At 58.8% G+C, this 26,779-nt stretch carries 25 protein-coding genes; 11 read left to right on the top strand and 14 right to left on the bottom strand.

Annotation, left to right across the window (positions count from 1 at the left end; genetic code table 11):
- Positions 1-44: 44 nt before the first annotated feature.
- The 5 genes from ACR0L1_RS10500 to ACR0L1_RS10480 all read right to left on the bottom strand — a co-directional run bounded on the left by ACR0L1_RS10500 (position 45) and on the right by ACR0L1_RS10480 (position 5,149).
- On the bottom strand, positions 45-1,082 hold the full coding sequence (locus tag ACR0L1_RS10500) for a glycosyltransferase family 4 protein (RefSeq protein WP_480858690.1): 1,038 nt from the start codon (positions 1,080-1,082) through the stop codon (positions 45-47).
- Positions 1,082-1,981 carry a lysylphosphatidylglycerol synthase transmembrane domain-containing protein gene (locus ACR0L1_RS10495; protein ID WP_480858688.1) on the bottom strand — a complete coding sequence of 300 codons (900 nt, stop codon included), beginning with the start codon at positions 1,979-1,981 and terminating at the stop codon, positions 1,082-1,084. Before ACR0L1_RS10495 ends, ACR0L1_RS10500 begins: the two co-directional genes overlap by 1 nt.
- Positions 1,978-3,591, bottom strand: a complete 1,614-nt coding sequence (locus tag ACR0L1_RS10490) for a sulfatase-like hydrolase/transferase (protein WP_480858686.1) — start codon at positions 3,589-3,591, stop codon at positions 1,978-1,980. Before ACR0L1_RS10490 ends, ACR0L1_RS10495 begins: the two co-directional genes overlap by 4 nt.
- Positions 3,588-4,313 carry a CDP-alcohol phosphatidyltransferase family protein gene (locus ACR0L1_RS10485; protein WP_480858684.1) on the bottom strand — a complete coding sequence of 242 codons (726 nt, stop codon included), beginning with the start codon at positions 4,311-4,313 and terminating at the stop codon, positions 3,588-3,590. Before ACR0L1_RS10485 ends, ACR0L1_RS10490 begins: the two co-directional genes overlap by 4 nt.
- 89 nt (positions 4,314-4,402) lie before the next feature.
- Entirely contained in the window at positions 4,403-5,149 is a 747-nt protein-coding gene (locus ACR0L1_RS10480; protein WP_480858682.1) for an endonuclease/exonuclease/phosphatase family protein, read from the bottom strand.
- Positions 5,150-5,232: 83 nt separating this feature from the next.
- Here ACR0L1_RS10480 and ACR0L1_RS10475 point away from each other — a divergent pair, with 83 nt between their 5' ends.
- Positions 5,233-5,814, top strand: a complete 582-nt coding sequence (locus ACR0L1_RS10475) for a YceI family protein (protein ID WP_170772076.1) — start codon at positions 5,233-5,235, stop codon at positions 5,812-5,814.
- Positions 5,815-6,160: 346 nt separating this feature from the next.
- Here ACR0L1_RS10475 and ACR0L1_RS10470 read toward each other — a convergent pair whose 3' ends face one another.
- Both ACR0L1_RS10470 and ACR0L1_RS10465 read right to left on the bottom strand, forming a co-directional pair.
- Positions 6,161-7,003, bottom strand: coding sequence for a cytochrome P460 family protein (locus ACR0L1_RS10470; RefSeq protein WP_480504553.1), 843 nt, complete (start codon positions 7,001-7,003; stop codon positions 6,161-6,163).
- A gap of 165 nt (positions 7,004-7,168) precedes the next feature.
- Positions 7,169-7,378, bottom strand: a complete 210-nt coding sequence (locus tag ACR0L1_RS10465) for a hypothetical protein (protein ID WP_480504555.1) — start codon at positions 7,376-7,378, stop codon at positions 7,169-7,171.
- Between ACR0L1_RS10465 and ACR0L1_RS10460 the strand changes: the two genes are divergently transcribed.
- Genes ACR0L1_RS10460 through ACR0L1_RS10435 form a run of 6 tightly spaced genes read left to right on the top strand, consistent with a single transcriptional unit; the run spans position 7,360 to position 14,687 of the window.
- Positions 7,360-8,490: a LacI family DNA-binding transcriptional regulator gene (locus ACR0L1_RS10460; protein ID WP_480504557.1), complete on the top strand. Its 1,131-nt coding sequence runs from the start codon at positions 7,360-7,362 to the stop codon at positions 8,488-8,490. The two genes, ACR0L1_RS10465 and ACR0L1_RS10460, sit on opposite strands and share 19 nt — an antisense overlap.
- Positions 8,491-8,511: 21 nt before the next feature.
- Positions 8,512-9,867 (top strand): ABC transporter substrate-binding protein, encoded by a 1,356-nt coding sequence (locus ACR0L1_RS10455; protein ID WP_480504559.1) that lies wholly within the window; start codon positions 8,512-8,514, stop codon positions 9,865-9,867.
- Between the two features lie 59 nt (positions 9,868-9,926).
- The gene (locus ACR0L1_RS10450; RefSeq protein WP_480858679.1) at positions 9,927-11,162 is read left to right on the top strand and encodes a carbohydrate ABC transporter permease; all 1,236 of its coding nucleotides are present in this window, start codon (positions 9,927-9,929) and stop codon (positions 11,160-11,162) included.
- A complete protein-coding gene (locus ACR0L1_RS10445) occupies positions 11,162-12,370 on the top strand; it encodes a carbohydrate ABC transporter permease (protein ID WP_480858677.1) in 1,209 nt (402 codons plus the stop codon). The genes ACR0L1_RS10450 and ACR0L1_RS10445 overlap by 1 nt, the downstream gene beginning before the upstream one ends.
- 5 nt (positions 12,371-12,375) lie before the next feature.
- Positions 12,376-13,623, top strand: a complete 1,248-nt coding sequence (locus tag ACR0L1_RS10440) for an MGH1-like glycoside hydrolase domain-containing protein (RefSeq protein ID WP_480858675.1) — start codon at positions 12,376-12,378, stop codon at positions 13,621-13,623.
- The gene (locus ACR0L1_RS10435) at positions 13,623-14,687 is read left to right on the top strand and encodes an ABC transporter ATP-binding protein (protein WP_170783456.1); all 1,065 of its coding nucleotides are present in this window, start codon (positions 13,623-13,625) and stop codon (positions 14,685-14,687) included. The genes ACR0L1_RS10440 and ACR0L1_RS10435 overlap by 1 nt, the downstream gene beginning before the upstream one ends.
- Positions 14,688-14,776: 89 nt before the next feature.
- Here ACR0L1_RS10435 and ACR0L1_RS10430 read toward each other — a convergent pair whose 3' ends face one another.
- The 7 genes from ACR0L1_RS10430 to ACR0L1_RS10400 all read right to left on the bottom strand — a co-directional run bounded on the left by ACR0L1_RS10430 (position 14,777) and on the right by ACR0L1_RS10400 (position 22,681).
- Positions 14,777-15,328, bottom strand: coding sequence for a caspase family protein (locus ACR0L1_RS10430; RefSeq protein WP_480858672.1), 552 nt, complete (start codon positions 15,326-15,328; stop codon positions 14,777-14,779).
- A gap of 185 nt (positions 15,329-15,513) precedes the next feature.
- Positions 15,514-16,902: an FAD-dependent oxidoreductase gene (locus ACR0L1_RS10425; RefSeq protein ID WP_480858670.1), complete on the bottom strand. Its 1,389-nt coding sequence runs from the start codon at positions 16,900-16,902 to the stop codon at positions 15,514-15,516.
- Entirely contained in the window at positions 16,883-17,749 is an 867-nt protein-coding gene (locus tag ACR0L1_RS10420) for an isocitrate lyase/PEP mutase family protein (RefSeq protein ID WP_480858669.1), read from the bottom strand. The genes ACR0L1_RS10425 and ACR0L1_RS10420 overlap by 20 nt, the downstream gene beginning before the upstream one ends.
- On the bottom strand, positions 17,746-18,366 hold the full coding sequence (locus ACR0L1_RS10415; protein ID WP_480858667.1) for a cysteine hydrolase family protein: 621 nt from the start codon (positions 18,364-18,366) through the stop codon (positions 17,746-17,748). The genes ACR0L1_RS10420 and ACR0L1_RS10415 overlap by 4 nt, the downstream gene beginning before the upstream one ends.
- Positions 18,367-20,427: a hydantoinase/oxoprolinase family protein gene (locus tag ACR0L1_RS10410; RefSeq protein WP_480858665.1), complete on the bottom strand. Its 2,061-nt coding sequence runs from the start codon at positions 20,425-20,427 to the stop codon at positions 18,367-18,369.
- On the bottom strand, positions 20,424-22,118 hold the full coding sequence (locus tag ACR0L1_RS10405; RefSeq protein ID WP_170789213.1) for a hydantoinase B/oxoprolinase family protein: 1,695 nt from the start codon (positions 22,116-22,118) through the stop codon (positions 20,424-20,426). The genes ACR0L1_RS10410 and ACR0L1_RS10405 overlap by 4 nt, the downstream gene beginning before the upstream one ends.
- Entirely contained in the window at positions 22,115-22,681 is a 567-nt protein-coding gene (locus ACR0L1_RS10400) for a tautomerase family protein (protein ID WP_480858662.1), read from the bottom strand. The genes ACR0L1_RS10405 and ACR0L1_RS10400 overlap by 4 nt, the downstream gene beginning before the upstream one ends.
- A gap of 146 nt (positions 22,682-22,827) precedes the next feature.
- On the opposite strand from ACR0L1_RS10400, the gene ACR0L1_RS10395 reads away from it, so the two are divergent.
- The 4 genes from ACR0L1_RS10395 (at position 22,828) to dctP (ending at position 26,751) form a co-directional block, all read left to right on the top strand.
- On the top strand, positions 22,828-23,628 hold the full coding sequence (locus tag ACR0L1_RS10395) for a GntR family transcriptional regulator (RefSeq protein WP_331252110.1): 801 nt from the start codon (positions 22,828-22,830) through the stop codon (positions 23,626-23,628).
- Positions 23,625-25,031, top strand: a complete 1,407-nt coding sequence (gene leuC, locus ACR0L1_RS10390; RefSeq protein WP_480858660.1) for a 3-isopropylmalate dehydratase large subunit — start codon at positions 23,625-23,627, stop codon at positions 25,029-25,031. The genes ACR0L1_RS10395 and leuC overlap by 4 nt, the downstream gene beginning before the upstream one ends.
- Positions 25,031-25,642, top strand: coding sequence for a 3-isopropylmalate dehydratase small subunit (gene leuD, locus ACR0L1_RS10385; RefSeq protein ID WP_480858658.1), 612 nt, complete (start codon positions 25,031-25,033; stop codon positions 25,640-25,642). Before leuC ends, leuD begins: the two co-directional genes overlap by 1 nt.
- 95 nt (positions 25,643-25,737) lie before the next feature.
- Complete coding sequence (dctP, locus tag ACR0L1_RS10380) at positions 25,738-26,751, top strand: TRAP transporter substrate-binding protein DctP (protein WP_480858656.1); 1,014 nt, start codon at positions 25,738-25,740, stop codon at positions 26,749-26,751.
- The last annotated feature ends 28 nt before the right edge of the window (positions 26,752-26,779 follow it).

Genomic DNA, 26,779 nt, shown 5'->3' with positions numbered 1-26,779 from the left:
CTTTCCAATTCATAGCATCTGCATGGTGTAAATGAGGGCGCAGGTCATGACGCAAACCTTTCGATTACTTTGGCGAACTGGTTTGCGGTGTCCTGCCAGGTTGGCAAACTTGCGGCCCGCAAAGCCGAGGCGCGGGCCATGTGCGCAAGATGGTCGGGGTTCTGCAACAGCGCGCGCAGCTTGTGGGCAAAAGCCTCGGGTTGGTCCGGGGGGACCAACTCTGCCGCATCACCGGTGGTGTCCGGGACCGCGCCGACTGCGCATGAGACGACGGGCAGGCCGCGCAGCATCGCCTCGCTCAGGACCATGCCATAGCCTTCGTACCGGGTGGCCAGAGCAAAGAGACTGGCGCGCTGATAGGCCGCCTGCATGGCTGTGCCATCTACTTCACCCACAAGCGTCACGCGGTCTTTCAGACCCGCCGTTTTGATCTGTGCCTGGAGCGCGGCGGCATAGGCGGGGTCTTGCGGCCGACCTATGATTTCGGCTTGCCACGGGATGTCCGATATCTGCTCCAACGCGCGGATCAGCACGTCATGCCCCTTGCGTTCGACCAGTAGACCAACGCTGAGGATAAGCGGGGGGTCAACCGGCGCTGAAACGGCGCGAGGACGTTCAAATCCGGGCGCAGCCACGGTGATCTTGTCGGCAGGCACCCCGAAATCGGATCGGAGCGTCCGTCCGATATGGGCGCTGGTCACGATGATATGCGCGACCTGTTCCAAAACTGCGGCCTCATTGCGGATTAGCTCGGCCGCTTTGGTCGGATCAGTGCCGGTTTCAAGACCAAGCGGATGGTGCACCAGTGCAATGACAGGCGCAGCAAGCGCGGCAATCTCGTCAGGCGGCATCGCGCCAAGGGCCAAACCGTCAATTATAACCGGGTCCGAGGCGGGTACGGCGTTCAACGCCCGCACAGCTCGGGACATGTCCTGCGGCGGGGCGTCGGGAAAGCTGCCGGGCAGTTCCAGATGCGTTGTCGCGCAGCCGCTTTTATTCAGCAGGTCCAAAACCGTGGCGTCATATATATAGCCGCCAGTGCGCTGGTCTTTGTCGCCGGGTATTGCAAAAACAGCACTCATCATACGTTTTCCAATGGTTTACGCTTATGGGCATGGTCGGTTGAAAGAAAAAGAAAGCCAATCGCAGGTAGGGCGGCCAGCAACATGACAGCGCCATAGCAAATGCCCATCGCTATCCCGGCCTCGGGCGTGGCACCAGCCAGCGGGAACAACGCCGCCGCGGCACCTTCGCGCCAGCCCCATCCGGCGATGGACAGCGGGACAATCATGGCGCACAAGACCAAGGGCAGGATGGTATAGCAGGCCTCTGGCGGCAAGGACGTACCGGTGGCACGGGCGCAGGCGTACAGTCCCAGTATCAGCAAAACCGCCGCGAAAACCGCATGCGCCGTGATATCACGCCGGGACAGCAGCCCCAGGAAAAACCGGGTGAAACCCGCCGTCATCCTGACCTTTGCAAGCCAGATCACCAGACCCGCCGCAACGACCAGAGCGGCGGCTATCAGCCAGCCGGTCGCCGTAGGCCATGCGATCCCACCTGGTATCAACAGAGCCCAGAACAGACCGCCAAACACAATCGCCAGCAGCGCGGCCTGACCCAAAAGACGCTCGGCCAGCACCGATTGGGCTGCGTTTTTCAGGTCGCCGTAATGTCGGGTGCGAATGGCGCGGCTGACATCTCCGACGACGCCACCGGGCAGGGCGGAGTTGGCAAGCAGGGACAGATAGTATTCTCGCACCGCGCCGAAATAGGACAGCTCAAGCCCAAGTGCGCCTGCGGTCAGTTGCCAGCGCCGTGCCATCGACAGCGTGCTGCATGTCAGGGCCACGAACGCGACCAAAACCCAGTATAGGTCGGTCTCACGAAGCCGCGCCCAGACATCGCCAGCCGCGCTGAACCAAAGAAGGCCGCCCAACAGCGCCAATGATCCCAGTATGCGCCCCATACGTCCCATCATGGCGCGGCCTTCGCCAATGGCTCGAAGGACGAGAATGTGCTCAGAAAGTCATCGCGGAATCGATCCATCCGCCGTACCGGCGTGTCAGGCGCGGGCAAAAGCCCGTCGCTCAGCCCCCAATGGGCGAGATGCGACACAACCTCGGACGGGCCAATGACATGAAAGGGGACATCGCGGTTGTCGCTACCTGCCACAAATCCTGCGGCCTGATGATCTCCTGCAACAATGATCAAAGGCGCCTGCGCGCCCAGATTGGCCACGTGGGCAAACACGGCTTGCAAGCTGTAATCGACCGACCGCCGATAGGCGTCCCGCACGGCGTCTCGGTCCTTCCACAACTCGCGGGGGGCGGGGCCTTGCTGGGCCATTTGTTCAAAAACCGAACCGTCTCCGATCTCCTCCCAAGGGATCATCCGGGGAACCGGGGTCCATGGTGCATGCGACGAGATCAATGCCACCTGTACAAAGCGCGGCTGCGCGGATTGGGGTAGTAGGTCCGGGTAGGCAGCAAGCGTGAATTGATCGGGCATCGTGACCCAATTGAACCGTTTGCCCTGGTAGGGTATGTCTGCGGCGGCAAACACGTGGTCAAAGCCCATGGCGCTGCTTTCCGGCCAGGCAAGCGTGATGGCGGGCATGATGGCTGCCGTCTGGTACCCAGCCCTTTGCGCATAGTGGAACAGCCATTTTCGACCGCTGGCGATCATCGCGTTGTATCGCCCGTTATCCGAGGTCCACAGCCCCGTTGCCAGCGTCCCATGCGCCAGCCAGCTTTCGCCGCCCGCCGTCGGAGAGGTCAGCCAGCCACTGCGCATGGACATGCCGGTTTCCCGGATCGCGGCCTCGGCGCTCCGCAGGGTTTGCTGATGCGTTTGTGCATAAAGCGGGTTGTCGAAACTGGCGCGCCCATAGCTTTCGATCCAGATCAGCAGCACATCGCGGCCTTCCAGCTTGTCAAGCAAGCCCTGGGCCTGAAGCATCGGGTCAGACTGCTCTTTGCGGCGGAATTGGGCAAGATCGGCGGCAGTCGCCTGCATCTCGGCCCCGCGCTTGTAGATCAGGCGAGAAGTCCAGGCCGTACCTGGCGGGCTGGCTTCGAACCGCCACTGGTCAAGGTGGTGACCCACATCCGCAACGGCCCATGTGCCGGCCATCAGCACACCTGCCGCCGCCACCCCTCGCATCCAGTTCTGCGTGGGCAGATCGGCCCAGGCTTTCAACGCGAACCGAAGCAGGACAAACAAAAGTGCTAGGGCTGCGCTGCCCAGCACCACCAACACAAGCGTCAGCGGCAGGCCCAAGCTGGTTGTCAAAAGGCCGAACCCGGCGTTGATCAGGAACAAATCGACGACGGGGTTGAACGTCCGGTTATAGGCGATGAACGTGCCATAGTCGGCAATTTTGACCAGCGTTGAGCCCACCAGCAACAGCGCAATCACCGTCGCCAGTCCGCGCAACCGGCCAAGGGCGACCATCAGCGCAACGATCACAGGCAATTCCAACGGCCAGCGATTCAACGCGGACCACGTCATCGTACCGGGATGGTTGGGCAGGACCAGTACGCAAAAGATCAGGCCGGTTCCGAGGCTGAGTGTCAGGACCTGCTTCATTTCGATTGGCGCAACAGCCAGTGAATATCGGCCCCGAAAGAATAGCTGAGCGCCAAGGACGCCGTTAGTGACAGCGGCGCCAGCACAGCGGCAGGGGTCAGCGGGAAGACCAGCAATAGCAACGCCGCAATCTGGACCACGCAGACTGCTTTGCGGCGAAACGAAGGGGGCAGGTTCCCGCGCAGTTGCGGCCAAACGCACCCGGCCGCAACAAAAGCGTAACGCGCGAACCCCAAAATCAGCACATAGGCCTGCGCGGTCCCCGACAACATCACCCAAAGCGCAAGGACCGCCCCCAGCGCGGCGTCCGTTTCCATGTCGAACCGCGCGCCAAAGTCGGATTGCAGACCGGACCTGCGGGCAAACCACCCATCCAACCCATCCAGAGCAAAGGCAAACGCACCAACCGCAAAGACTAGCCAGCCAGAGACCTCGGTCGTGAAGAACAGAGTGCCGAACAGAAATGAAACCAAGGCGGCGCGTAGCAGCGTTGTTGTGTTGCACAGCCCCAGCACGCTGTGCGGATAGCGGCTGACTAACCCCGCACCAGACAGGACCGTCGCGACCAGAAATGCGGACAATGCCCAGAACACCGAGGGCAGGGCCATAGACGCTGCCAGAGCCAACCCTGCGCCCATCACCACTGCCTGCCCGGCAAATACAGACACAGGCGAGAACGCTTGGGAATGGGTCACCGGGCCCAGGGGCCGATGCGCTTTCATGGTAGTTTCTTCGGGTCGTCTGTTACCATCATACTCAAATTAGCGCGTAATTCCGCTTTGGCTAATGTGATAACACTTGAAACGCCATTTTATTCACCAGATTTTTCGATTAGGACCTCGGCCTTCAAGGGCAGGTGGTCCGAGGCACTGCGAAGGGCCCGCGATGTGCAGACCTGCATGTCCCGGACGGCGCCTTCGCGATCCGTCAAAATCCGGTCCAGGGGCAATAGTGGGCGTTTGGCTGGAAAAGTTGCCCGTACCGGCCCGCTCAGCGACCTCCCGATAAGACGGTGCTGAAACATCGCCCCTCCCCAGGGCCGCCATTCATTCAGATCCCCCAGCAGTATGTTTTGCATCTCGGGGCGGCGACGCAGGTATTGAGCGACGATCCGCATCTGAATGACGCGCAAAGGCTGGAACAGGGACAAATGTGTCGAGATAACACGAACGGGAATGCCGTCACACACGGCCTCGATGACAACCGCGCCGCGATAGCAATGGCCGGGCAGGTCCAGTACATCCCTGTGCGTGACGTCGAAGCGCGGATGCAGAAACAGAATGGTCCCCAGAAACCCATCACTGTCACGACCCCAACGCATGCCGGGCGCGTCATGCTGATAGGCAAGCCCGGTCTCGGCCGATATCCGGTTCATGTCAAGAAGACCTGCATGCGGCCTGCACTCTTCATCCGCCTCTTGCAGGGCAAAGATATCGGGAGCTAGGGGGGCAAGGTCTGATGCAACGGCCCCGTGGATGCGCGAAGGATCGACAAGGCCGTCATGCCCGCGAGCGCGGTGAATGTTCCAGGTGACGCAAATCAATCGGGTAGCGTACATTTGATGTTCTTTGTCGATGCGGAATGCGTACTATGTACAGGTAAGTCTTGCACCCTAACTCGACAACTTGACGAGGGCCACCGATGCGCCACCTAGCCTTAAGCTTTCTGATCGCCACCACCCCAGTCGCAGCCGTTGCTGAGATGGCCCGGTATGAGCTCGACCCCGATCACACAACGGTTTACTTCACGGTCGAGCATATCGGTTTCGCAAAAACGCTGGGCATCTTTGGTGAGGTTCGGGGCAGCTTTGACTATGACACCGACACGCAGGAACTTGCGAATGTGCAAGTCGTGATCGCGTCCGACAGCGTCAACACCTTCCACGACGCGCGGGATGGGCACGTAAAGGCAAAAGATTTTCTTCATGTGTCCGAGTTTCCGGAAATCACCTTCACCGCAATGGCGGGTCAACCGGCCTCGGCGGATGCGGGTACCGTGACCGGAGACCTAACGATTTTAGGGATCACACAACCGGTGACGCTGAACGTAAAACTCAACAAAGCCGATACGTATCCGTTCGGGCACAAACGTATGGTTCTTGGCCTGTCTATCGACACATCGGTCCAACGCAGCGAGTTTGGGATGGCCTATGGCGTAGGAAACGGTCTGGTGGGTGATCAGGTGGATATCAACATCGAAACCGAAGCGATGCGGGTCGAATAACCGGTTCGCTTTTGTCTTAAACAACTTTGGCTTCGACATGTAAGGCACCGACCAGCAATCGTTGCAAGCCATCAGAATCCGACTGTCAAAGTTTTCGCGAACGTCCTGGGCTCACACTAGGTCATCATCAACGCGTCGCAAGAAAGCGGCGCACTTTTAAGCGTTGTCGTCAAATCAGAACGCAATTAGCCGGCTCAATCCTGCCTAGAAGTGCAATTGCCAGTGGGCAAAAGGCGTATTCGATAGGCATCCAGAGCCCACTGGCAAGGTCGAGCGGAAAAAACACCTTGGTGCTAGTCTTTCTGCAACTGGCCCTTGCCAATCAGGCACAGGGAACTTCAAACACTTACTCTAAAAGTTTGTGAGAATACCCGATTGTCTTTGAGAATTGGAAACCTTCCACCCAATCAACGGTAAAGGCATAATCATCCTCTGTCAGGGGCTTGTGGCACGCCATGCAGGGCGCTTCATTTACGCCGTCTTTGTTGCTGCCATCAGCTTCGAACACGGAATACCGCCAGTTGTCATTTCGATAGATATCGGGCACGCCATCACCCCACCCGGTTCGTTTTTCCATCGCGGTGTATAACTTGCGTTCACCAGCGATAAGACGGCCTTCTGCATCTTTGAGCAGATTGCCATCGGCGTCCTTCTTGGCGTCGAATACTTCCACAAGGAAATAGGCTCCGGGTTCAAAAGGCCCCCCATCCGCCACTCCGGCAAGTGCAATGTTGTTACCGCTGAAAAACCGCACTTGCTTACGATCGTCATAGTCTTTGCGATGATATCGGGTGAAAGTTGTTTGGTAGTCCTCTGGCAGCTTCAAGAGTGAACCGTCCAAACCAGTTTCATTATTCGCGACCGCGCCGGCTTCACCTCCGGGCAGACTGGCAAAATAAGTAGCCAGGTTCTCGATATCCGAGTCGGTCAGGTTTGCGGCAATTGCATTCATCAGATCGTTCTTCCTCGTCCCTGATTTGAATGCCTTCAATTGCGCCTTGATATAACCTTCTTTTTGCCCTGCGAGGTTTGGAAAATTATCTGCGGTGCTGATCCCGGCATTGCCATGACAGGCGGCGCATTGACCAGCTGTCTCACCACCAGCCTGTAGATCGCCTGCATGCACTGCAATACCCATTGAAGCGCTGAATACGGCGGCGCCTAGAAGAGCTTGAGTCAAAGAGTTCATGAGGTGTCCTTTCACTGGCTAACAACATCCCAAAGACCAATAAAAACCCGTCTGTAGTTCGAGGCAACAATAGGCCCGTGGCAGAGGCCCGCAATGGATGTCGGGATCACAACTTTGCACGAAATCAAGAGATCGGCTCGGCGGGTTTGCCTCTTGGTGAACCTGCTATCCTGTTCCGATGTTTCGTTTTGCTACTTGCGCCTGACCATCTCGGTCGGGATAGGAGAGCCAAACTCCTTCTACGTGTTTCCTTTCATTATTGGCGCGATCCTTAAAGCGTTCAAAAAATAACCAGGTTGCACTTATTTTAACTTTTTTGTTGCCGAAACCGGTTTCGGAACGAACAAATAGCTTCAATGACTGCGAATCTTTCATATCCACCGCGTGACCAATCCGGTCCAGCAACCGTCTCGGGCCGGGTAAAATTGGACGAATTGGCTGCGCATCTGGGCTTGTCCAAAAGCACTGTTTCACGCGCGCTCAACGGGTATCCGGATATCTCTTCGACGACGCGCGCACGTGTTGAAAAAGCGGCTCGGGTATTGGGATACCGCCCGCTCAGCCATGCGCAGGCGATCCGAACCGGGCAAGTTCGTGCGATAGCGATGGTTATCAACAGCGAGGAACCGGATCAGCACAATCCCTTCTTGCAGGACTTTCTGGCCGGAGCCTGCGAAGCAGCAAGCTGTCTGGATTGGACCATGACGATTTCCACGGCGACCTCCGAGAAAGACACACTAAAAGTTCTTAGCCGCCTCTACGAAGAACGGAAGGCCGATGGGTTTATTCTACCGCGGACAGCGGTGAAGGATGCACGTATCGGCCTGCTGCGCAGTCTTGGGGTGCCTCATATCCTGTATGGTCGCACCGGCTATGGACAACCGAACGATTGGGACGAGACTTCGTGGTTCGACATTGCCGGGGAAAGCGCGATGCGCAATGCCGTTTTGCGGCTGAGCAATTTGGGGCATACACGCATAGGCTTTGTCGGGAGCGATCCCAAGTTCAACTACGCGCATCTACGCCGTGACGGTTATGCCGAGGGTCTGCACGCTGCTGGTCTGCCATTGGATCCGGATCTGATCCAGGAGGGTGCGCGCACGCGCGAAGATGGCGCAGCGCAGGGACGAGTACTGATGGCCTTGGATCAACCTCCAACAGCGATTGTCTTCGCGACCGATCTGGCCGCACTGGGGTTCTGCGCGGATGCGCAGGATCAGGGGCTCGAGATAGGGCGCGACATCTCGGTGATTGGCTATGACGGCATTCCGGAATGCCGTTACGCGCGGCCTGCACTGACCACATTTTCCGTCGATTCCCGCGCGGCCGGTGTACGGCTGGCGACATTACTGATCCGACAAATCCGCGGCGAAGCGGCTGCAGGCTTGCGAGAACTGGTCGAGGCCACTCTGATCGAAGGTGGCTCTGACGGGCCACCAAAACTGACGTCACACGAATTGGCGCAGAAACTAAACCATCTGACGTGAACACAACCGGGGAGGACACCGATGAAACTAACACCCAAAGCTGCGAAGCTGATGCTTGGCTCGTCACTTGCGCTGGCGCTGACAGCGCTATCAGTGCAGGCCGACACAATCCGTTTTTGGACAACTGAAGAGCAGCCCGAACGTCTGGCCAAACAGCAAGAGATGGCGGACCAGTTCAAAGTCGAAACCGGCACCACAGTTGAGGTGATCCCGGTCACCGAAAGCGATCTGGGAACGCGCGCGACTGCCGCTTTTGCTGCTGGCGACCTGCCGGATGTTGTCTATCACACGCTGCAATACGCGTTGCCCTGGGCCGAGGCTGGCATTCTGGACACCGAAGCCGCGACCGAAGTGATCGAAGAACTGGGCGCAGACACTTTTGCACCCGGTGCTTTGGCGATGGCTGCGTTCAACGGCGAAACCGCCTCGGTTCCAGTCGATGGCTGGACGCAGATGGTCGTTTACCGCAAGGACCTGTTCGACGAGGCGGGTTTGGAGGCCCCCGACAGCTTTGCGGATATTAAGGCCGCATTGGAAGCCTTGCACAACCCGCCGGAAATGTACGGGTTTGTCTCAGCCACCAAGGTTGACGAAAACTTCATGAGTCAGGTGCTGGAGCACGTGTTCCTCGCCAATGGCGTCAGTCCCGTTGGCCCTGATGGGTTCCAACCGCTGGACGAAGCCAAGACCACCGAAGTTTTGGATTTCTACAAAGCAATCTCCAAAGCGTCACCTCCGGGTGAGCTTTTCTGGAAACAATCGCGCGAACTGTATTTTGACGGCAAGGCCGCGATGATCATCTGGTCGCCATTCATACTGGACGAACTGGCCGGTCTGCGTGACAGCGCCCCGCCAACGATCAACGACGACCCGACCTCGCGCGATCTGGCCGGCAAGACCGGCATCGTGACCAAACTGTCGGGTCCGTCGAACCCTGATGGCGCGGCTTGGGGGGATGTGCGGTACTTTGGAATCACCAATGATGCCGATACCGATGCAGCGATGGAGTTCGTGAAATACGCCATGGACGAGGGTTACACCCAGACGCTGGCCATCGCGCCGGAAGGCAAGTTCCCGGTTCGCCGTGGCAATGCCGACAACCCAACCGCGTTCTCAGAAGCCTGGGCAGAGCTACCTGTTGGTGTCGATCGTAAGGCCCCGCTGGGTGATCTGTACGAACAATCCATGATCGACGAAATCGTTGGCGGCCTGGATGTGGCACAGCGCTGGGGTGTGGCTGAAGGCCAACTGGCGTTGGCGTCGAAGATGATCAACAGCCAGGCCATAAACCGCGTCGTGCGCCAGTATATCGACGACGAGATCGACGCGGCCGCAGCCATCGCGGCAATGAACGACGAGTTGGGCAAGGTTCAGTAACCACCCCGGCACCTGCAGCGGCGTGCGCGCCGCTGCCCCTAAACCCTTCGAGGTAAACTATGACTTCGGCCACCCCACCGACCGGAACCGGGGCGTTAGCCAAACGCGAGGCGCGTCTGGCCTGGACGCTGCTGGCTCCGACCATCATCAGTGTGTCGCTGGTTGTGATCCTGCCCCTGCTGGCGATCTTCTGGATCAGCTTCAAACCCTTCACCCTTTCTGACCTGCGCCCTCCTGCGCCGGTCGTGCGTGAAAGCCTGCGTGGATCGGGTGATGATCTGCGGATCGAATACCGCCTGCGCAACTCCAGTCAGGATATTGCGATTGATGGCGTGACCGTCCGGGATGTCCTGCCCGATGGCGTGATGCCACTCGGCGACGTTGCAGCCCCTTGTGCGTTAACCGGGCAAGAGCTGTTCTGCGACTTTGGTACGCTGGAAGGTGGCCAACGCGAGCGTATTCGCGTCCCTGTTGCGGTCGATGGTGACCCGGACGCGTTCGAAGATCTGGTTGAAGGGTCAGAACCAACAGTCACTGGCAGCGGCCCCAGTGTTTTGACGAATTTCGAGTTCAGCCTGGAGAACTTCGCCCGTGTGTTCGACGGCGACGAGTTCTGGGGCGTGCTGTGGGTTACGCTGTTTTACACGGTTTTCGGCACCATCGGCGCACTTGTCATGGGGCTCTTTGCAGCCCTGCTACTGAACAAAAGTTTCAAGGGACAAGGGTTCATCCGGGGTCTTTACCTGTTTCCCTATGTGGCCCCCGTAATCGCCGTGGCGTTTACTTGGGTAACACTGTTCGACCCCTTCTCAGGCTCGGCCAATGCGCAGCTTGTGCAGATGGGGCTAAGCAGCGAGCCGATCAACTTCTTCGGGGAACGCCCGCTGGCGCTGATCATGGTCACCGTCTTTGAAATCTGGCGCTACTTCCCGCTGTCCTTCCTGTTCATTCTGGCGCGGATGCAGTCCATCGATAGCAGCATGTATGAGGCAGCGGATATGGATGTCGCTTCACCGTTCCAGAAGTTTTGGCTGCTGAGCATCCCGCAACTGCTGGGCATCTTGTCGGTCCTGTTCCTGCTGCGCTTCATCTGGACGTTCAACAAATTCGATGACATCTTCCTGTTGACCGGTGGCAATGCAGGAACCCGCACGCTGACTGTGAACGTCTATGAACAGGCCTTTGCGGTGTCGAATATCGGGGCGGGCGCGGCTGTGGCCGTGGTCATATTGCTGTGCCTGATCACCTTCAGCTTAGTCTTTTTCAAGTTCATTAGCCGTGAGGAGGGTCTGTGATGCGACAAGGTTATTTCACTGGCCCGATCCTAGGCGCGCTTTGGCTGGTTGTAATCGCTACCACCATCGCGGTCACAATGTCCTTCGCCACGGGTGCTGCTTTCCGTCCGCAGGTTCTGCTGAGCGTCATCTGGGGCGCACTTGCGGGTTTGGCGTATGTCCGCTTTCCGGCCCGCCATGCCTCTGCGCGTCTGGGCGTGTCGGCTCTGTTGGGTCTAACCTGCCTGACCAGTTTTGGCCCGGTTCTGATTGGCTCGGACACCACATTGCAGGCCGTGCTGGTCACTGTGGTGGCGATTGCTGCCGTCATGCACCTGTCGATGGCGGAAATCCTGAAAGAACTGCCCTTTGGCGAACTTACCCGTCATGAATATGAAGACGCTGTGATCCGGTTCTGCACTGGTTTTGGATACATCTTCTTCACGGCCATCGTCGTCTTCCCCTTCTACGTGATGGTGATGACCAGCCTCAAATCTCAACAGGCCCTGTTGCAGAACCCGCTGGATTTCTCGCTGGATTTGGATCAGGGCTGGGCACTGTTTCGCAGCTACACAGAACTGTTCCGCGACTTCAATTTCGGCTCGTACCTGTGGACGTCCTTCTACGTCTCGGTGCTGACGGTCTTCATCACACTGGCTTTCAGCATTCCAGGGGCCTATGCGGTCGCGCGGTTCCGGTTCAAGGGCCAAAAGGCATTCTCACGCTCGATCCTGCTGATCTACATGGTGCCGATGATCGTTCTGGCGCTGCCGATTTATATAGCATTCTCGCTCACTGGGTTGCGGAATTCGATCCTTGGCATCGTCATGATCTACCCGGTCACCACTATCCCGGTCGCGCTATACATGCTGCAGGGGTATTTCCGCGGTCTCCCGACCGAGGTGGAAGAGGCCGGTCTGATGGATGGTCTCTCGCGCCTGGCAGTGATCTGGAAGATCACCCTGCCGCTCAGCCTTCCTGCGCTTGCTTCGGTGTCGCTCTATGTCTTCATGATCGCTTGGAACGAATTCCTTCTGGCCTTCATGCTGCTGGACGATCCCTCGAAATTCACCCTAACCCGAGGCGTCACAATGCTGAACTCCTCGGAAATCCCACGCCAACACCTGATGGCCGGCGCGGTGATTGCCACCGTTCCGATTATGGCCCTGTTTCTGGGGCTTGAACGTTTCATGACCAAGGGCCTGACTGCAGGTTCGGTCAAAGGATGACAGACATGAACCACTTTACTTCGCCGACGGATTCCGCGCGCAATATCCTGATTGCCAACGATCGGGGCGGCTATACGATCCCAACCAGCGGGCTCTATCCCTACCAGTGGAACTGGGACAGCGCGGTCGCCGCGCTGGGTTTTGCCGAGTTCGATATCGACCGTGCCTGGACTGAGCTTGAGACGCTGTTCTCGGGCCAGTGGGATGACGGAATGCTCCCACATATCCTGTTTCACAAACCGGATCCGGGCTATTTTCCCGGGCCGGATGTCTGGGGCGGAACTGGGCCAATTGCCTCGTCTGGCGTAACCCAGCCACCGCTGGCGGCCACCATGGCGCGGCGGATATGGGAGAAAGACCCCGCGGCTGGTGAAGACCGCCTCCGCGCCCTGTTCCCGGCCATGTTGGCTTGGCATCAGTGGTTTATGAGATGGCGTCTTGATGATCAAGGCGCGGTCTGCACCACCCACCCGTGGGAGGCAGGGCGTGACAATGCACCGGACTGGGATGGCGCGATGGCGGGCATTGATGCCTCGGACGTGGGGGAATACCAGCGCCGCGACACCAGCCACGTGAACAGCGCCGACCGGCCCACCAAATACGACTATGACCGCTACATCAAACTGGTGCAGATTGGGCGTGAAGCGGGCTGGGATCAGCAGCAATTGCTGGAGAAGAACCCGTTCCGTGTTGCCGATCCGACCATGAGTTTCACAGCCCTACGTGCCGCCCACGATCTGCTGGCGATCAGCAAGGAATTGGGGATCAGGGCTGAAGGCCTTAGTGCTGACGTGGACCGGCTCGACGCCGGTGCAAAGTCACTATGGAACGAAACGTTGGGAGCCTTTGATGCCCGAGATGCGCATACGGGCCAGTGGGCTGAAAGCGTCTCAAATGCAAGCTATCTGTGCTGGTATGCAGGCATCGAATCCCAGCAAATGTTGGACCGGTTGAAAACTGTTCTGACTACGGTTCCGCACCCGATCCCCAGCTATGATCCCACATCGCCCAAATTCGATGAACGTCGATATTGGCGCGGGCCAACATGGGCGTTCATGAACATGCTGGCGGGGTTCGGTCTGAAGGATATGGGCCACGGGGTTGAGGCCGAAGCGCTGCGCCTGAAAACCGGTCGTCTGATCGCAGGCCACGGGTTTGCCGAATACTACGATCCGATTACCGGGAGTCCTGCCGGTGGCAATTCGTTCACATGGACCGCCGCCGTCTGGCTACATTGGGCAGGGAGAAACTGATGGGCAGCATCGAACTCAAATCCGTCGAGAAATGGTTCGGCGAAGTGCAGGTGATCAAAGGCATCGACCTAAAGATCGAAGAGGGCGAGTTTGTCGTCTTCGTTGGCCCGTCGGGCTGTGGTAAATCAACCCTGTTACGGATGATCGGTGGGCTCGAGGACATCTCGCGTGGGTCACTTTTGATCAATGGGGATGACGTCACCGATAATCCACCTTCAAAGCGTGGGCTGACCATGGTGTTCCAGTCCTACGCACTTTATCCGCACCTGACCGTGGCTGAAAATATGGGGTTCTCGCTTAAAGTGGCTGGCGTATCCAAGAACGAGATTGCCGAACGTGTGGGAAAAGCCGCCGAGGTCCTCAAGCTCGAATCCTATTTGGAGCGCAAACCCAAAGACTTATCCGGCGGCCAGCGTCAGCGAGTGGCGATCGGTCGGTCGATTGTGCGTGACCCCACCGCCTTCCTGTTCGATGAGCCGTTGTCAAACCTGGACGCGGCCCTCAGGGTCGAAATGCGGTATGAGATTGCCAAGCTTCACCAGAGCCTCAACCGCACCATGATCTATGTGACTCATGATCAGGTCGAGGCGATGACACTGGCTGATCGCATCGTGGTGCTGGAATTCGGCAAGATCGCACAAGTCGGTACTCCACGCGAACTATACGAACGCCCCGCCAACCTGTTCGTGGCGCAGTTCATCGGCAGCCCGAAAATGAACGTCATTCCTTGCACTGTGTCCGGCGATCAGTTTCAGCTGGAAAACGGTGGAGGCGGCCCGTTTGATCGGACTGGTACAGCTACGATGCTGGGCATCCGTCCGGAACATATAAGTGTCGTCGAACCTGGCTCTGGTCACAGCGACGGCAAGGTTGAGGTGGTCGAGTATCTTGGCGCCGATATGTTCATCATCGTCGATTGCGGGTTTGAAGAGAAAGTGACGGTTCGCCTTGGCGGGGACACACAGATTAGGGCCGGATCACAAATCGGCTTACATTTTGCACCCGAGAAACTGCAATTTTTCGACGCGGCAGGGCAGACGATCAGTCCCGATGACCGGACGTAGCAATTCTGAGGTGGTCAGTCCGGGTCGGCCAAAAGATCGCTCTGCCCGGTTGTCAAGCCGATGCAGTCAATAGGCCGTTCCTGGCAGAATCAGAGATCTTCAGGCTGCCCGGCGAAGGGTTTTGTCGCGAGTTTCTTCGAAGGCAATGTAGGTTGAGCAGGAAAGGTGACTATCCTGCCAATTGCGCGAACCGTTGAAACGGATGATATCCGGGCGTGGATTGACCTTTGCGGATCATGTTGACCAAGTCTATGACTGTCATTCCTAAGCTTAGCATTGGAGGCGATAAGGTAGTTGGTATTGTCGATCTCGATCCAGTGGCCGGCGAAATAGACCAACACCGCATCGGCCCCCGCCGCCTTGTCGGAAAAATCACGAAGAGCCAGCCGCATGTGGCGATAGTCCAGATCGTAGAGCTCGGTCACATCAAAGTGGATACGCCCCAGTGCTGCGGCGACGTCCTGCGCGTTATTGGATGTGTTGGGAAGGTTCGAAACATAGTCATATTGTGCGTTTCTGATCACAGGCGCCATGCATTTGGCGCCCAAGATTTCCGCCAACGCAATAACCGGTCCGCATAACAAAAAAAGGCCCAGCAAAAGCGCGAGCGGCGAAAATCCAGAAAAAGCAATACGCAGCAACCAAGGTCCTGACCCTAGCACAATTTGCACCGCCGCGCGACCTTGGCGCGATGCTGCCTTGGGCGGTTTGACCAGCAAGAAGATGCGCTACCAAAACCGATCAGCGATTACTGTTTATCAAGGTTTTCACGCGCTTTTCCGGACAAAGATGCTGCGCGCAGACAAAAATGACGGGCCTAGAAGTTTTAGCGACTACGAAAGGCTCCGTTCTGTCGCCCAGCAATTCGCCCCAAAACAACCGCGCTCAGCAAGCCATTTCCTGACAGATATCCGCTGTCGCCCGTACCCGAGACACCGCAGGCGGCGCCTCCTCCAGCATAAAGGTTCTGGATCGCAGCACCATTTGCACGAAGCACCCGAGCTGAGGCGTCGATCTTCAAACCACCTTGAGTATGAAACAAGGCACCGGTGACACGTACGCCCTTGTAGGGCGGGGTCAGAGGGGGTGAACTGAAAGTGCGGCCAAACCTGTCTGTACCGCCTTCCGATATGTCCCGCAGCGTTTGTGCCAGGGAGTCAGCAGGCATGGCGAGGCGGGTCGCGAGGTCCTGAATTGAATTTGCCGAATGGATGGCCCCAACTGCCTCGGCTTGTTTGAAATCCTCAAACTGGCGCGCTATCGCCGCGATGCGCTCGTCGAAGATGGCAAAGGCTTCACCACCGGGTTGAGACAGCACAGCACGGGCGGCTTCGGAATAGCCCTGCGCCTCGTTCCAGAAGCGTTGGCCGTCGCGGTTCACCTGGACGCCACCTTCGGTGATGACGGCCCAGGTTATCAGGATGCCATGTGGATGGGCGACATTGCCGTGGCCCTGAAAGGCACCGAGGTTCTGCAAGTCGGCCCCCATTGCTTCACCCCACAAAACGGCCTCACCCCGGTTGCCGCTGTGGCCGAACCACAAGGCTTGTTCGATCTGGGGCATATGTTGGGCGACCAGTTCGCGATTGCCGCCGTACCCGTTGCAGGCAAGGATCAGACGGTCGCATTCGATGGTTTCGACGAGGTCATCCGGGCCGGTGACAGCGATACCGAGGATCTGGTCGTCGTCTCGATACAGCACCGTTGCGCGACGGTCGCAGATGATGTCCAGACCCGCGTCTTCGCAGGCGCTGCGCAGGGCATTGATCAGTTCCTCGCCCGAGCGGGTCGGAAGGCCGTGCATCCGTCTGCGGGAATGTCCGGGATAGTCGAAATCCGTCACAACCGAAAAGGGTAGGCCGTACCGATCGGTCAGCCAGTCAATGACCTCTGCGGCAGTCCCTGCCAGCAGATCCACCAGTGCCTGATCGTTCTGATGATGGGCTTTTGCCTGAATATCGTTTGCAAACAGCGCGGCAGAATCGGTGATCCCCGCGGCCTGTTGCAATCGGGTGCCCGCAGCTGGGATCAACCCCGCGGATAGGGCGGTTGAGCCGCTGGGGACCGGGTCAGCCTCGATCACTAACACATCTTGCGCCTGTTCAGCGGCAGACAGGGCCGCGACCATGCCGCAAGCGCCAGCGCCGACAATCAAAGTGCCGGTCTTCAGATCAAATTGGTCGGGCAGGGCGCTTTCAACTCTGGGGGTCGTCATAGCGCGCCCCGGCTTCCAGCATATCGGCGGTTCCGATAACTTCGTTCAAGCCACCGAAGTCGAACATGCGATCCGCAAAGGGTTTGTTGGAGCCGTTTGCGGCAAGGCTTTGGTAATAAGCCTGTGCCGTCTTGGCCAGCGCCCTTACGATACCGCCAGGGAAGATGACGATGGAATAGCTCTGCTCCTCCAGATCGCTGGCCCCGAGTATGGGGGTCGCGCCCCCCTCGACCATGTTCGCCAAAAGGGGCACGCGGTGGGCGAATTGGTCGGCAATGGCGGTGAGTTGCTCTCGGCTCTGCGGAGCCTCGATGAACAGCACATCCGCGCCTGCCTCAAGATAGGTTTCGGCGCGGTCGGTCGCGGCGGAGAAGCCTTCGACCGCGATAGCGTCCGTTCGCGCGATGATCAGCGTATCGGCACTGGCGCGTGCATCGGCCATGGCGGCGATCTTTCCGGCCATCTCCTGCGCCGGGATCAGCGATTTGTCCGACAGGTGCCCGCAGCGTTTGGGATAGGTCTGGTCTTCAACTTGTAGGGCCGAGGCTCCGGCGCGTTCGTAAAGCCGCATGGTACGCTGTGCGTTTAGCGCGTTGCCAAAGCCGGTATCCGCGTCGATTATAACCGGCAGCCCAACCCGATCCGCGATCAGGGTCATGGTGTCGGCCATTTCCGAGGCAGTGGACAAGCCGATATCGGGACGTCCAAGCCGCGTATAGGCCACGGCGGCCCCGCTGAGATACAGCGCCTCGAACCCCGCCTTTTCGGCAAGCGAGGCGGTCAGCCCGTCATAGACACCGGGCGCGACAAGAATTTTTTGCTGTTGCAGGCGGGATTTCAGGTTCATGCTGCGCCCTCCAGCCAGTTCAGTACCTCGGCGCAGGTGCGTTGATGTGTGACCGTGCCCAGTGACAGGATCGTGGCCTTATGAACTTCATCCCGGAAGGCCGCACAGCCGTCGGTCAGCATCACAGTTTCAATATTGCGCAGATGCGCGTCGCGCAGGGTCGAGGCAACGCCGCCGTTGGTAACTATCCCGCCAACGATCAGGTTTTCGATCCCCACGGCGCGCATCAGGTATTCCAACCGGGTCTGGTAGAAGGCAGAGTAGGCAACCTTTTCGATGACGAAGTCGCAAGGTTGCAGCGCGTCGACCAATGCGTGACCGAACCCGTTGGGGGCAAAATCGCCCTTGGTCAGAAAGGGGCGCAACTGTTTCAGGTGTGGGGCGATCAGCGGCTCGCCATTGCGATCGGGCACCAGCGTGAACTGGGCCGAGAAATAGCGCCCTCCGGCCTCTTGCAGCCGCCGTGCCAACGGCGCGATGCGGTCGGGCAAAGCCGCAATGGCGGGGGCCGATTGCCCGGCGCGACCGTATGCGCCCTCGGGATGCAGGAAGTCATTTTGCAGGTCGATGGTCAGAAGGGCCGTCTTTTGCGGGTCCCAGGTGATTGGATCGCTCATTCACTCGGCCTCCTTCGGTTCAATGATCGTGTTACCATAGGCATCCACGCAGCCTTGCAGATGCGGTTCGATCAGTACGGTGGTGTCGGGCTGCGTCAGGATCGCAGGCCCCTTGATGACAGCCCCGACTGGCAGGGACAGACGGTCAAAAATGGCCGTGTCGTACCAGTTTTGTGCAAAGTGAACCTTTCGTGTTGCCATTGGTTCTACCGGGCCTCGCGTTGAAGGGGCCAGCGTGGACAGTTCGAATTTGGGCCGTTTGCCTGTAACCGCGCTGCGCAGGTTCAGGATGCGGCGCATACCGTTTTTCAGAAGTCTGCCATAGGTGGCGTTGTAGGCCGCGTCAAAAGCCTGTTCTATGGCCGCGCTGTCCGGCGGATTGACCTTTCCGTCCGACACGGTGACAGTCAGCGGCACCGGTACCGTGTGCGTTTGTCCCACATAGGCCATGTCGAGCTCGAACGAGATTTCGCGTGCCTCGAACGTGGTTCGGGCGGCGTCCAGCAAGGCCATACCCTGATCGACGTGATCCTGCATGAAAGCCCCCATCGCGGTGCTGTCCAACTGCGATACCAGCGTGTTGATCGTTTGTACGAAATCCTGCCGCATATCCGCAATCACGCAGCCCATCGCCGAGGTTACGCCGGGATAGCGCGGAACGATGGCGCGGGCGATGCCGACCTCAGCCAGCATGGCCCCGGCATGCAGTGCTCCACCACCGCCGAAGGGCATAAAGACGAACCGCTTGGGATCAAACCCGCGTTCGATACTGACCAGTCGGATCGCGCCTGCCATGCGAGAATTGGCGACACGCAGGATGGCCTCGGCGGCCTCAACCGTGGACAGGTCAAGTGGCTGACCCACATGAGTGTCAATCGCCTGACGGGCCGCCTCGACATCCAGTCTTTCCAGTTTGCCGCCAATGGGATTGTCAGGGTCGATCCGGCCCAGCACCACGTTAGCGTCGGTCACAGTCGGGCGGTCATTGCCCAGCCCATAGGCCACCGGGCCGGGGTTCGAACCGGCACTTTCCGGGCCGATATTCAGCAACCCCCCCTTGTCGACCCAAGCAATTGACCCGCCGCCTGCGCCGATGGTCGTGATCTCGATCATCGGGTTGCGCACGACCATGCCAAAGTCGATTGAAGTCTGGGCCGACAGCATCGTCTGCCCTTCGGCAATCAGCGAGACGTCAAAACTAGTGCCGCCCATATCGCCGGTGATAACATTGTCGAACCCCGCCGATTGCGCGATGTAACCGGCTGCGATGACCCCTGCGGCTGGGCCAGACAGGGCGGTGCGCACCGGCAATTGGCACGCGGTACCAACGCCCATGACACCCCCGTTGGATTGCACGATCATGAACTCACCATCGAACCCGCCCGAGTGCAGTGCGTTCTCAAGCCGGTTCAAGTAACCCGAAACCTCGGGCTGAAGATAGGCGTTCAGCGCGGTGGTCGAAAACCGCTCGAATTCCCGGATTTCCGGCAGGATTTCGGATGAGGCCGAAACATGCGGGTTAGGCCAGATGTCGCGCACCGCTGCCACGGCGGCGGTCTCGTTTTCGGGGTTGGCATAGGCGTTGGCGAACAAGATCGCGACGGCCTCGCATCCCTGATCGCGCAGTTGATTGGCCGCCGCGCGCACGGCGTCCAGATCGACCGGGGTGCGGATGCTGCCGTTGGCTAAGGTGCGCTCGGACACTTCCAGCCGGTCGCGCCGATCCACGACGGGTTCGAAATCACCGCGCAGGCCCCATGTGCGGGGGCGGTCGCGGCGGCGCATTTCCAGCACGTCACGCAGGCCGTGGGTGCAGATCACGCCGGTTTTTGCGCCCTTGCGCTCCAACAAGGCGTTCGTGCCCGCGGTGGTGCCATGCACGACCACTGCAATTTCGGACAGATCTGATACCTCGCGTCCGATCCCGTCTAGGAAACCACTGGACTGATCCGGTCGGGTGGTGGGCACCTTGGCGACGGTTGCGGTGCCACCTTCTTCGTTCAACACGAAGACATCCGTGAAGGTACCGCCAACATCGACGCCAATCATATGTCCGGTCATTGCACCACCTCCCGCCAGGCGGAACCATAGGCCTGATCCGCCTGATCGGGGCTGACCAAACCGCGAGAAACGTCTTTGGCGATGTCTTCCGGCGCACGGCGTTTCGTGGCACCATATCCCCCGCCACCGGGGGTTTCCAACCGGACGGCTTGCCCTTGGCGCAACTTGATCCCTCGCATTTTCGACACCAAAGGCGGCGCTTTCCAACCATCATCCTGTTCGTAAGTGAAGACGTTCATCGCGCCATCCTGACCTTCGACGATCCCCTTGGGCGCAAAACGTCCGCGTTCTCCGAACAAAAATGCCTCGGCCCCGTTTTCTTCCAACACTTCGATTTCATAGACAGCCCCAAGACCGCCGCGATGCGCCCCGGCCCCGGCGCTGTCCGGGCGCAGGGCCCATTGCCGGAACATAACGGGATAAGCGGCTTCAAGGATTTCCATCGGCGGGATCGTGGCGGTGGAAATTGGCGCATTGCCGTGATTCAACCCGTCGCTTTCGATCGAGCCGCCGTGCCCACCCCCGTAAAAGCTGAACATTACCCAAGGCTGCCCGTTCGACCGTTTGCCCGCAATCGACAGAGCGTTGATCGTGCCATAGGCATTGGCCACCACCCGGTCCGGCGCGGCCTTGGCGAAGGCGGAAAAGACCACGTCGATCATTCGTAAGATGGTTTCAGTATATCCGCCGGTCGGGGCCGGGAACTTGGCCGAAAGCAGACTGTCATCGGGCACAATGACCTCGATGGGCCGCATCACCCCGGCATTGGCGGGCAGGGATGGGAAGACATGCTTGATGGCGACATAGGCCGTTGCGACAGTCGTCGGCAGAGCGATATTTACCGGCCCTGCACATTGCGGCGAGGAGCCGCTGAAATCCAGAACCATCCGGTCGCCCGATATCTCAAGCGCCATATTGATGCGCAGGGGCGTGTCCGTGATGCCATCATTGTCGAGGAAATCCTCGGCCTCCCACCGGCCATCAGGCAGGTCCTGCAACTCGGCTCGCATCAGTGCCTCGGCCCGATGGCCGAGCGCATCCAGCGCGGCTGATACGGTGTCCGCGCCGTATTCGTCCAGCAGCTCATCCATTCGCCGAACGCCCAGATCAAGCGCCCCCAACTGGCCGTTTAGATCGCCCATGGCGGATTGGGGCAGGCGGGTGTTGCGTAGCAGGATGTCGATGATGTCCTGATTGACCTCGCCCTTCCGCGCCAGTTTGACTGGCGGAAGAACGAACGCTTCCTGAAATACATCCGTTGCGGCGGGGTTGTAGTTTCCGGGAACCGCTCCGCCCACGTCATGCCAGTGCCCGACCGAGGCGAGATAGCAGAATAGCTGACCATCGCGAAAATAGGGCCGCACCAATCGCATGTCCGACAGATGCGTGCCGCCGATATGCGCGTCGTTGAAGATATAAATGTCGCCGTCTTCCAGATCGCCATCTGCAGCAGCTTTTTCGATCACAGCCTTCACCGCAAATGACATCACGCCCACAAAGATCGGCAGGCCGGATTTGCCCTGAACCAATGTGTCGCCAGTTGTGGCCGAATATAGCCCGTGGCTGGCGTCATGCGCCTCGGCAATGATGGGGTTGAAAGCCGCGCGGAACAGGGTTGCGTCCATCTCATCTGCGATCTGTTCCATGCGACCTGCCAGAACCGAAAGAGTGATCGGGTCAATCTCGCTCATGCCTGTGCCCTTGTTTCTGCGATGTCGTTCCAGACATCCTGCTGCGTGATCAGATTGTCGGCGACCTCGAACCGGTCGATAAAGCGGATGCCTTCGAAAGGGGTCCCATCGGGCCATTGCCCGGACAAGGTGCCCCGGCAATAGACAATCGCGGCGTCGCTTACGCCTTGCATTGCATCGAAGCCTTCATAGCTCTTGGCGATGCTGCGATAGCGCGGCGCCGCCCAGTCCATCAACTCGGACAAGTCGTGCATCGGTTGTGCTCCGGGGAAGTGCATCACGAAACCCGGTGCCAGTCGGGTCTTCGCTTTGTCGAACGCGCGTTCACTCATCTCCGCCAGAAAAGCCCGGACGATCTTTTCGGGGTCATCCTTCGCTGGCGCGGGCTGTCTGGTCTGGCCACCCCGGTAATAGTCTTCAGGTGGGAGGTCATGGATAAGCACCGTGACGAGATCAGGCGGAGCAGGCACGACGAATCGCACTGCGTCAGTCAATGCTTGGCCAAGTCGTTGTTTTTCCTTGGCGCTATAGCCTTCTATCACATGTAGCTCGACAATTGGCACGCCGCTTACCCCTCACAATTGGTATTATTTGTAATACAGCTTTGCCATCAATGGTAAGACTATTTTTGAAAGACCCATAATACTAAAGCTTGATTTTCGAAGTGTCCCTCTTACGATTGCCAATGCTGGGAAAGGGGAATCATCGGGTGAACCAGATCAAAGCGGCCAATCTTCCGGACGGAACCAAGGCGCAGCGCGTCTACCTGTCTCTGCGCGATCAGATCACCGAGGGGCAGTTGTCGGCAGGGGAGACCCTGCCGGGCGAACAGCGTCTGGCTGAGAAGTTCGGCGTGTCCCGCGTAACCATCCGGCGTGCGCTTGAGGCGCTGGCAGGCAACGGCCTGATCGAACGGCACGCGGGCAGTGGCACACGGGTATCGGGCCGGTCGCCGCATGGGGCGCGGGCGGCGATGGACTTCAACACCTTGATGCCGCAGCTTGTGGAAATGGGCCAAAGCACGACGGCCCGGCTCTTGTCGTTTTCCTATGGGAAAGCGCCCGAGGCGGTGGCGACAGCGATGGGTCTTCAGGACGACCGGCAGGTGCAGATTGCTACGCGGGTCCGCCTGACAGACGATGTGCCGTTTTCTCACCTGACAACATATGTTCCTGCTGAAATTGCCCGGAATTACTCGGAAAGCGATCTTGCCACGACACCGTTGTTCAAACTGCTGGAACGGGGTGGCGTGCAGATCGAAGAGGCGCACCAGACGGTGTCGGCAACGCTTGCGGGCCCTGACGTGGCCGAGGCTTTGGGCGTCGCGGTTGGCTCGGCGCTGCTGTCGTTGAAACGGATTGTGCGGGATGTCGAGGGCAATGGGGTCGAATACCTGTCTGGTCTTTACCGGCCTGACATGTTCCGCCTTGAGATGCCTCTGGCGCGGGTCGGAACCGGGTCAGCCCGTCATTGGGAACCCGCCATCGGCCGCAGCGAGGCCGAGGAATGACCGCCCCGCGTACAATGCTCGACAAGCTATGGGCCTCGCATGAGGTGCTGCGGCGCGATGATGGCGTGTCGCTGCTGTGGGTGGACCGACATCTTGTGCATGAAGGCTCGCACCATGCCTTTGCCAAGCTGGCAGAGCGCGGGTTGCACGTGGCCGAACCGGATCTGACCTTTGCGGTTGTCGATCACTATGCGCCGACGCGCGATCGAGGCCAGATTTCTGATCCAAAGATTGCCCGCATGATCCAGACGTTGCGCAGCAACGCTGCCCGGCACAATCTGCGGATTTTCGATCTGGATGATCCGACACAGGGTATCGTGCATGTGGTCGGGCCGGAACTTGGGCTGACACTGCCGGGTCTGCTGATTAATTGCGGAGACAGCCATACATCTACGCACGGCGCCTTTGGGGCTTTGGCTTTCGGGATCGGCGCGACCGAGGTTGCGCATGTTCTTGCGACGCAAACCGTCTGGCAACGCAAGCCCAAGGCGATGAGGATTACATTGAATGGTCAGTTGGGTCCGGGTGTCTCGGCCAAGGATATCGCGCTGAACTGGATTGCGATGCTGGGCACAGGTGGTGCGCAAGGTCACGCAGTGGAATATGCGGGGCAGACGGTGCGGGACTTGTCCATGGAGGGTCGCATGACCCTGTGCAATCTGTCCATCGAAGGAGGCGCGCGTTTCGGCATGGTGGCCCCTGATGAGGTGACGTTTGCCTATCTCGAAAACCGCGAACATGCGCCGAACGGCCCGGATTTTGAGGCGGCCTGCCGGACGTGGCAAAAGCTGCCCACTGATGAAGGTGCGGTATTCAACAGCGACGTTGCGCTGGATGCGTCCGGCATTGCTCCGACCGTGACATGGGGCACAAGTCCGGAACAGGCACTACCTGTATCAGCATCGATCCCGAATCCGGACGTGATGGACCCTGCTAAGGCAAATGCCGCCCGCGATGCGCTGGACTATATGGGATTGGCAGCGGGGCGCGCGCTGGACGGCATCCCTGTAGATCAGGTGTTTATCGGATCCTGTACAAATGGCCGCATCGAAGACCTGCGAGAGGCCGCGTTGGTCTTGTCCGGACGCGGTGCGAAAGTGCCGGGTTTGGTCTCGCCGGGATCTGCGCGTGTCAAAGCACAGGCCGAAGCGGAAGGGCTGGACCGTGTTTTCATAGATGCCGGATTGGAATGGGCCGCATCCGGCTGTTCCATGTGTGTCGGGATGAACGGCGATCTGGTAGGCGAGGGCAAGCGCTGCGCTTCGTCGACCAACCGTAACTTTCGCGGCCGGCAGGGGCGCGGTGCGCGTACGCATCTGATGTCTCCGGCAATGGTGGCTGCAGCTGCTGTGACAGGTACGATCACGGATGTTCGACCATTTTTGCAGGGCAGGGCTGCGTGATGGCCGGGTGGAGCAAGCATACGGGCCGGGCCCTGGCGTTGGCTGTTGACAATATCGACACCGATCAACTGATCCCAGCGCGGTTCATGTCGGTTCCGCGTAGCGATGGGTACGGAGGGTACCTGTTGCACGATATGCGGCGCAACGCTGATGAAGAATTGCACCCGGACTTCCCGCTCAACCGGCATGAAGACATCAGTATTCTGGTGGCAGGTCAGAATTTCGGTAGCGGTTCATCCCGCGAGGCAGCGGTATACGCTCTGGTCGATGCTGGGATACGCGCCGTCATTGCGCCCAGCTTTGGCGACATCTTCGCCAATAATGCAATCAACAACGGTTTACTACCCGCACGGGTAAGCAATTCGACGCACGAACGCCTTGTTCAGACACTGACAGACGCGCCCGCAGAGCTTTCGGTTGACCTGCCCGAAGGCCGGTTCACTTTGGAAGGCCGCACTGAGAAATTTGAACTGGACGAAGGATGGCGCGTCAAGCTGATCAATGGCTGGGATGACATTGACCTGACCCAACAGCACGCGCAGACAATCCGTGCTCACCGACACCACCGCAGTCAGACCGCGCCTTGGGCATGGCCTGCACTTTGCGAATAAGCCACGTCGCGCAAAGACGACGCAACAGGCCAAAAGGCCACGAAAACAAGGGGCGCATTCAGAAAACTGCCCCAACAACATGTGGAGGAAGAACCATGAAACTGAACTCATTGGCTGGCCTGTTCGCCGGAGCCGTGATGGTTGCCGGAGCAGCCAAAGCGGAAGAAACAATCTCTGCCGTGCACGCCTTTCCTGAAACTCTGATCTACACCCAGAGCTTTCTGGATTTTGTTAATAAAGTGAACGAGGCGGGTGAAGGTGTCATTCAGATTGACGTGCGCGGTGGCCCCGAGGCCATCGGCATGTTCCAGCAACCCGACGCGGTGCGCGATGGCATTGTCGATATGGTTTATACGCCGGGCTCTTTTTACGGCGGTGCGCTGCCTGAAAAAGACGCGATGGTAGCCTCAAACCTGACCGCGATTGAGACCCGCCAGAATGGCGGGATAGCGCTGATCGATCAGATTCATCAGGAAAAAATGGGTCTGAAGTATCTCGGCTGGTTCGACAGTGGTGTTTGCTACAACCTCTGGACCCGGAATGAGCCCAGCTTTGACGCCGATGGCAATCTTGAGGTCGAAGGGCTAAAGCTGCGCGGCAACAACGTGTATAATGCGTTCTTCACCAACTATCTGGGCGCGCAGGTAATCGACTTGCCAACGGGTGAGGTCTATTCAGCCCTGCAACGCGGCGTCGTGGACGCGACCGGCTGGACCCAGATCGGTCTGATCGACCTGAAATGGAACGAATTTTTGAACTACCGGATCGAGCCCTGTTTCTTCTCGACCGATCTGGGCGTCATTGTGAATCTGGAGCGCTGGAACTCGCTGTCGGATGAGGCCAAGACGATCCTTCAAGACGTGGCGATCCAGCATGAGAAAGACAGCGTCGAAGCCCTGCGCAGCAAACGGGATGATGATTTCGCCGCACTGGATGCTGCAGGCATGACCGTAGTCAGCTTGGAAGGTGAAGCCAAGGCGAACTACCTTGCCGCTGCGCGCGAAAAAACGTGGGAGCGGATGAATGGCCTTATGGCAGAACAGCCGGGTGGAACCGACAACTATGATCGCCTGATCGAGTTGTTCTACGATCTCGACGCAGCAAACTAAGACCAAGGACAGGCCCGCGGAAACCCTG

The organism is Ruegeria sp. J8 (assembly GCF_056531925.1).
This window is presented reverse-complemented; position numbering and strand designations above follow the sequence as displayed.

Excerpts from the sequence above, each read along its gene's own strand:
- ACR0L1_RS10465 (WP_480504555.1), bottom strand. The coding sequence starts at position 7,378 with ATGAAAGATTCGCAGTCATTGAAGCTATTTGTTCGTTCCGAAACCGGT.
- ACR0L1_RS10425 (WP_480858670.1), bottom strand. The coding sequence starts at position 16,902 with ATGACGACCCCCAGAGTTGAAAGCGCCCTGCCCGACCAATTTGATCTG.
- ACR0L1_RS10435 (WP_170783456.1), top strand. The coding sequence starts at position 13,623 with ATGGGCAGCATCGAACTCAAATCCGTCGAGAAATGGTTCGGCGAAGTG.
- dctP (WP_480858656.1), top strand. The coding sequence starts at position 25,738 with ATGAAACTGAACTCATTGGCTGGCCTGTTCGCCGGAGCCGTGATGGTT.
- ACR0L1_RS10495 (WP_480858688.1), bottom strand. The coding sequence starts at position 1,981 with ATGATGGGACGTATGGGGCGCATACTGGGATCATTGGCGCTGTTGGGC.
- ACR0L1_RS10460 (WP_480504557.1), top strand. The coding sequence starts at position 7,360 with ATGACTGCGAATCTTTCATATCCACCGCGTGACCAATCCGGTCCAGCA.
- ACR0L1_RS10445 (WP_480858677.1), top strand. The coding sequence starts at position 11,162 with ATGCGACAAGGTTATTTCACTGGCCCGATCCTAGGCGCGCTTTGGCTG.
- ACR0L1_RS10470 (WP_480504553.1), bottom strand. The coding sequence starts at position 7,003 with ATGAACTCTTTGACTCAAGCTCTTCTAGGCGCCGCCGTATTCAGCGCT.
- ACR0L1_RS10410 (WP_480858665.1), bottom strand. The coding sequence starts at position 20,427 with ATGACCGGACATATGATTGGCGTCGATGTTGGCGGTACCTTCACGGAT.
- ACR0L1_RS10415 (WP_480858667.1), bottom strand. The coding sequence starts at position 18,366 with ATGAGCGATCCAATCACCTGGGACCCGCAAAAGACGGCCCTTCTGACC.
- ACR0L1_RS10440 (WP_480858675.1), top strand. The coding sequence starts at position 12,376 with ATGAACCACTTTACTTCGCCGACGGATTCCGCGCGCAATATCCTGATT.
- ACR0L1_RS10490 (WP_480858686.1), bottom strand. The coding sequence starts at position 3,591 with ATGAAGCAGGTCCTGACACTCAGCCTCGGAACCGGCCTGATCTTTTGC.
- ACR0L1_RS10420 (WP_480858669.1), bottom strand. The coding sequence starts at position 17,749 with ATGAACCTGAAATCCCGCCTGCAACAGCAAAAAATTCTTGTCGCGCCC.
- ACR0L1_RS10405 (WP_170789213.1), bottom strand. The coding sequence starts at position 22,118 with ATGAGCGAGATTGACCCGATCACTCTTTCGGTTCTGGCAGGTCGCATG.
- ACR0L1_RS10475 (WP_170772076.1), top strand. The coding sequence starts at position 5,233 with ATGCGCCACCTAGCCTTAAGCTTTCTGATCGCCACCACCCCAGTCGCA.
- ACR0L1_RS10485 (WP_480858684.1), bottom strand. The coding sequence starts at position 4,313 with ATGAAAGCGCATCGGCCCCTGGGCCCGGTGACCCATTCCCAAGCGTTC.
- ACR0L1_RS10500 (WP_480858690.1), bottom strand. The coding sequence starts at position 1,082 with ATGAGTGCTGTTTTTGCAATACCCGGCGACAAAGACCAGCGCACTGGC.
- ACR0L1_RS10455 (WP_480504559.1), top strand. The coding sequence starts at position 8,512 with ATGAAACTAACACCCAAAGCTGCGAAGCTGATGCTTGGCTCGTCACTT.
- leuC (WP_480858660.1), top strand. The coding sequence starts at position 23,625 with ATGACCGCCCCGCGTACAATGCTCGACAAGCTATGGGCCTCGCATGAG.
- leuD (WP_480858658.1), top strand. The coding sequence starts at position 25,031 with ATGGCCGGGTGGAGCAAGCATACGGGCCGGGCCCTGGCGTTGGCTGTT.
- ACR0L1_RS10480 (WP_480858682.1), bottom strand. The coding sequence starts at position 5,149 with ATGTACGCTACCCGATTGATTTGCGTCACCTGGAACATTCACCGCGCT.
- ACR0L1_RS10450 (WP_480858679.1), top strand. The coding sequence starts at position 9,927 with ATGACTTCGGCCACCCCACCGACCGGAACCGGGGCGTTAGCCAAACGC.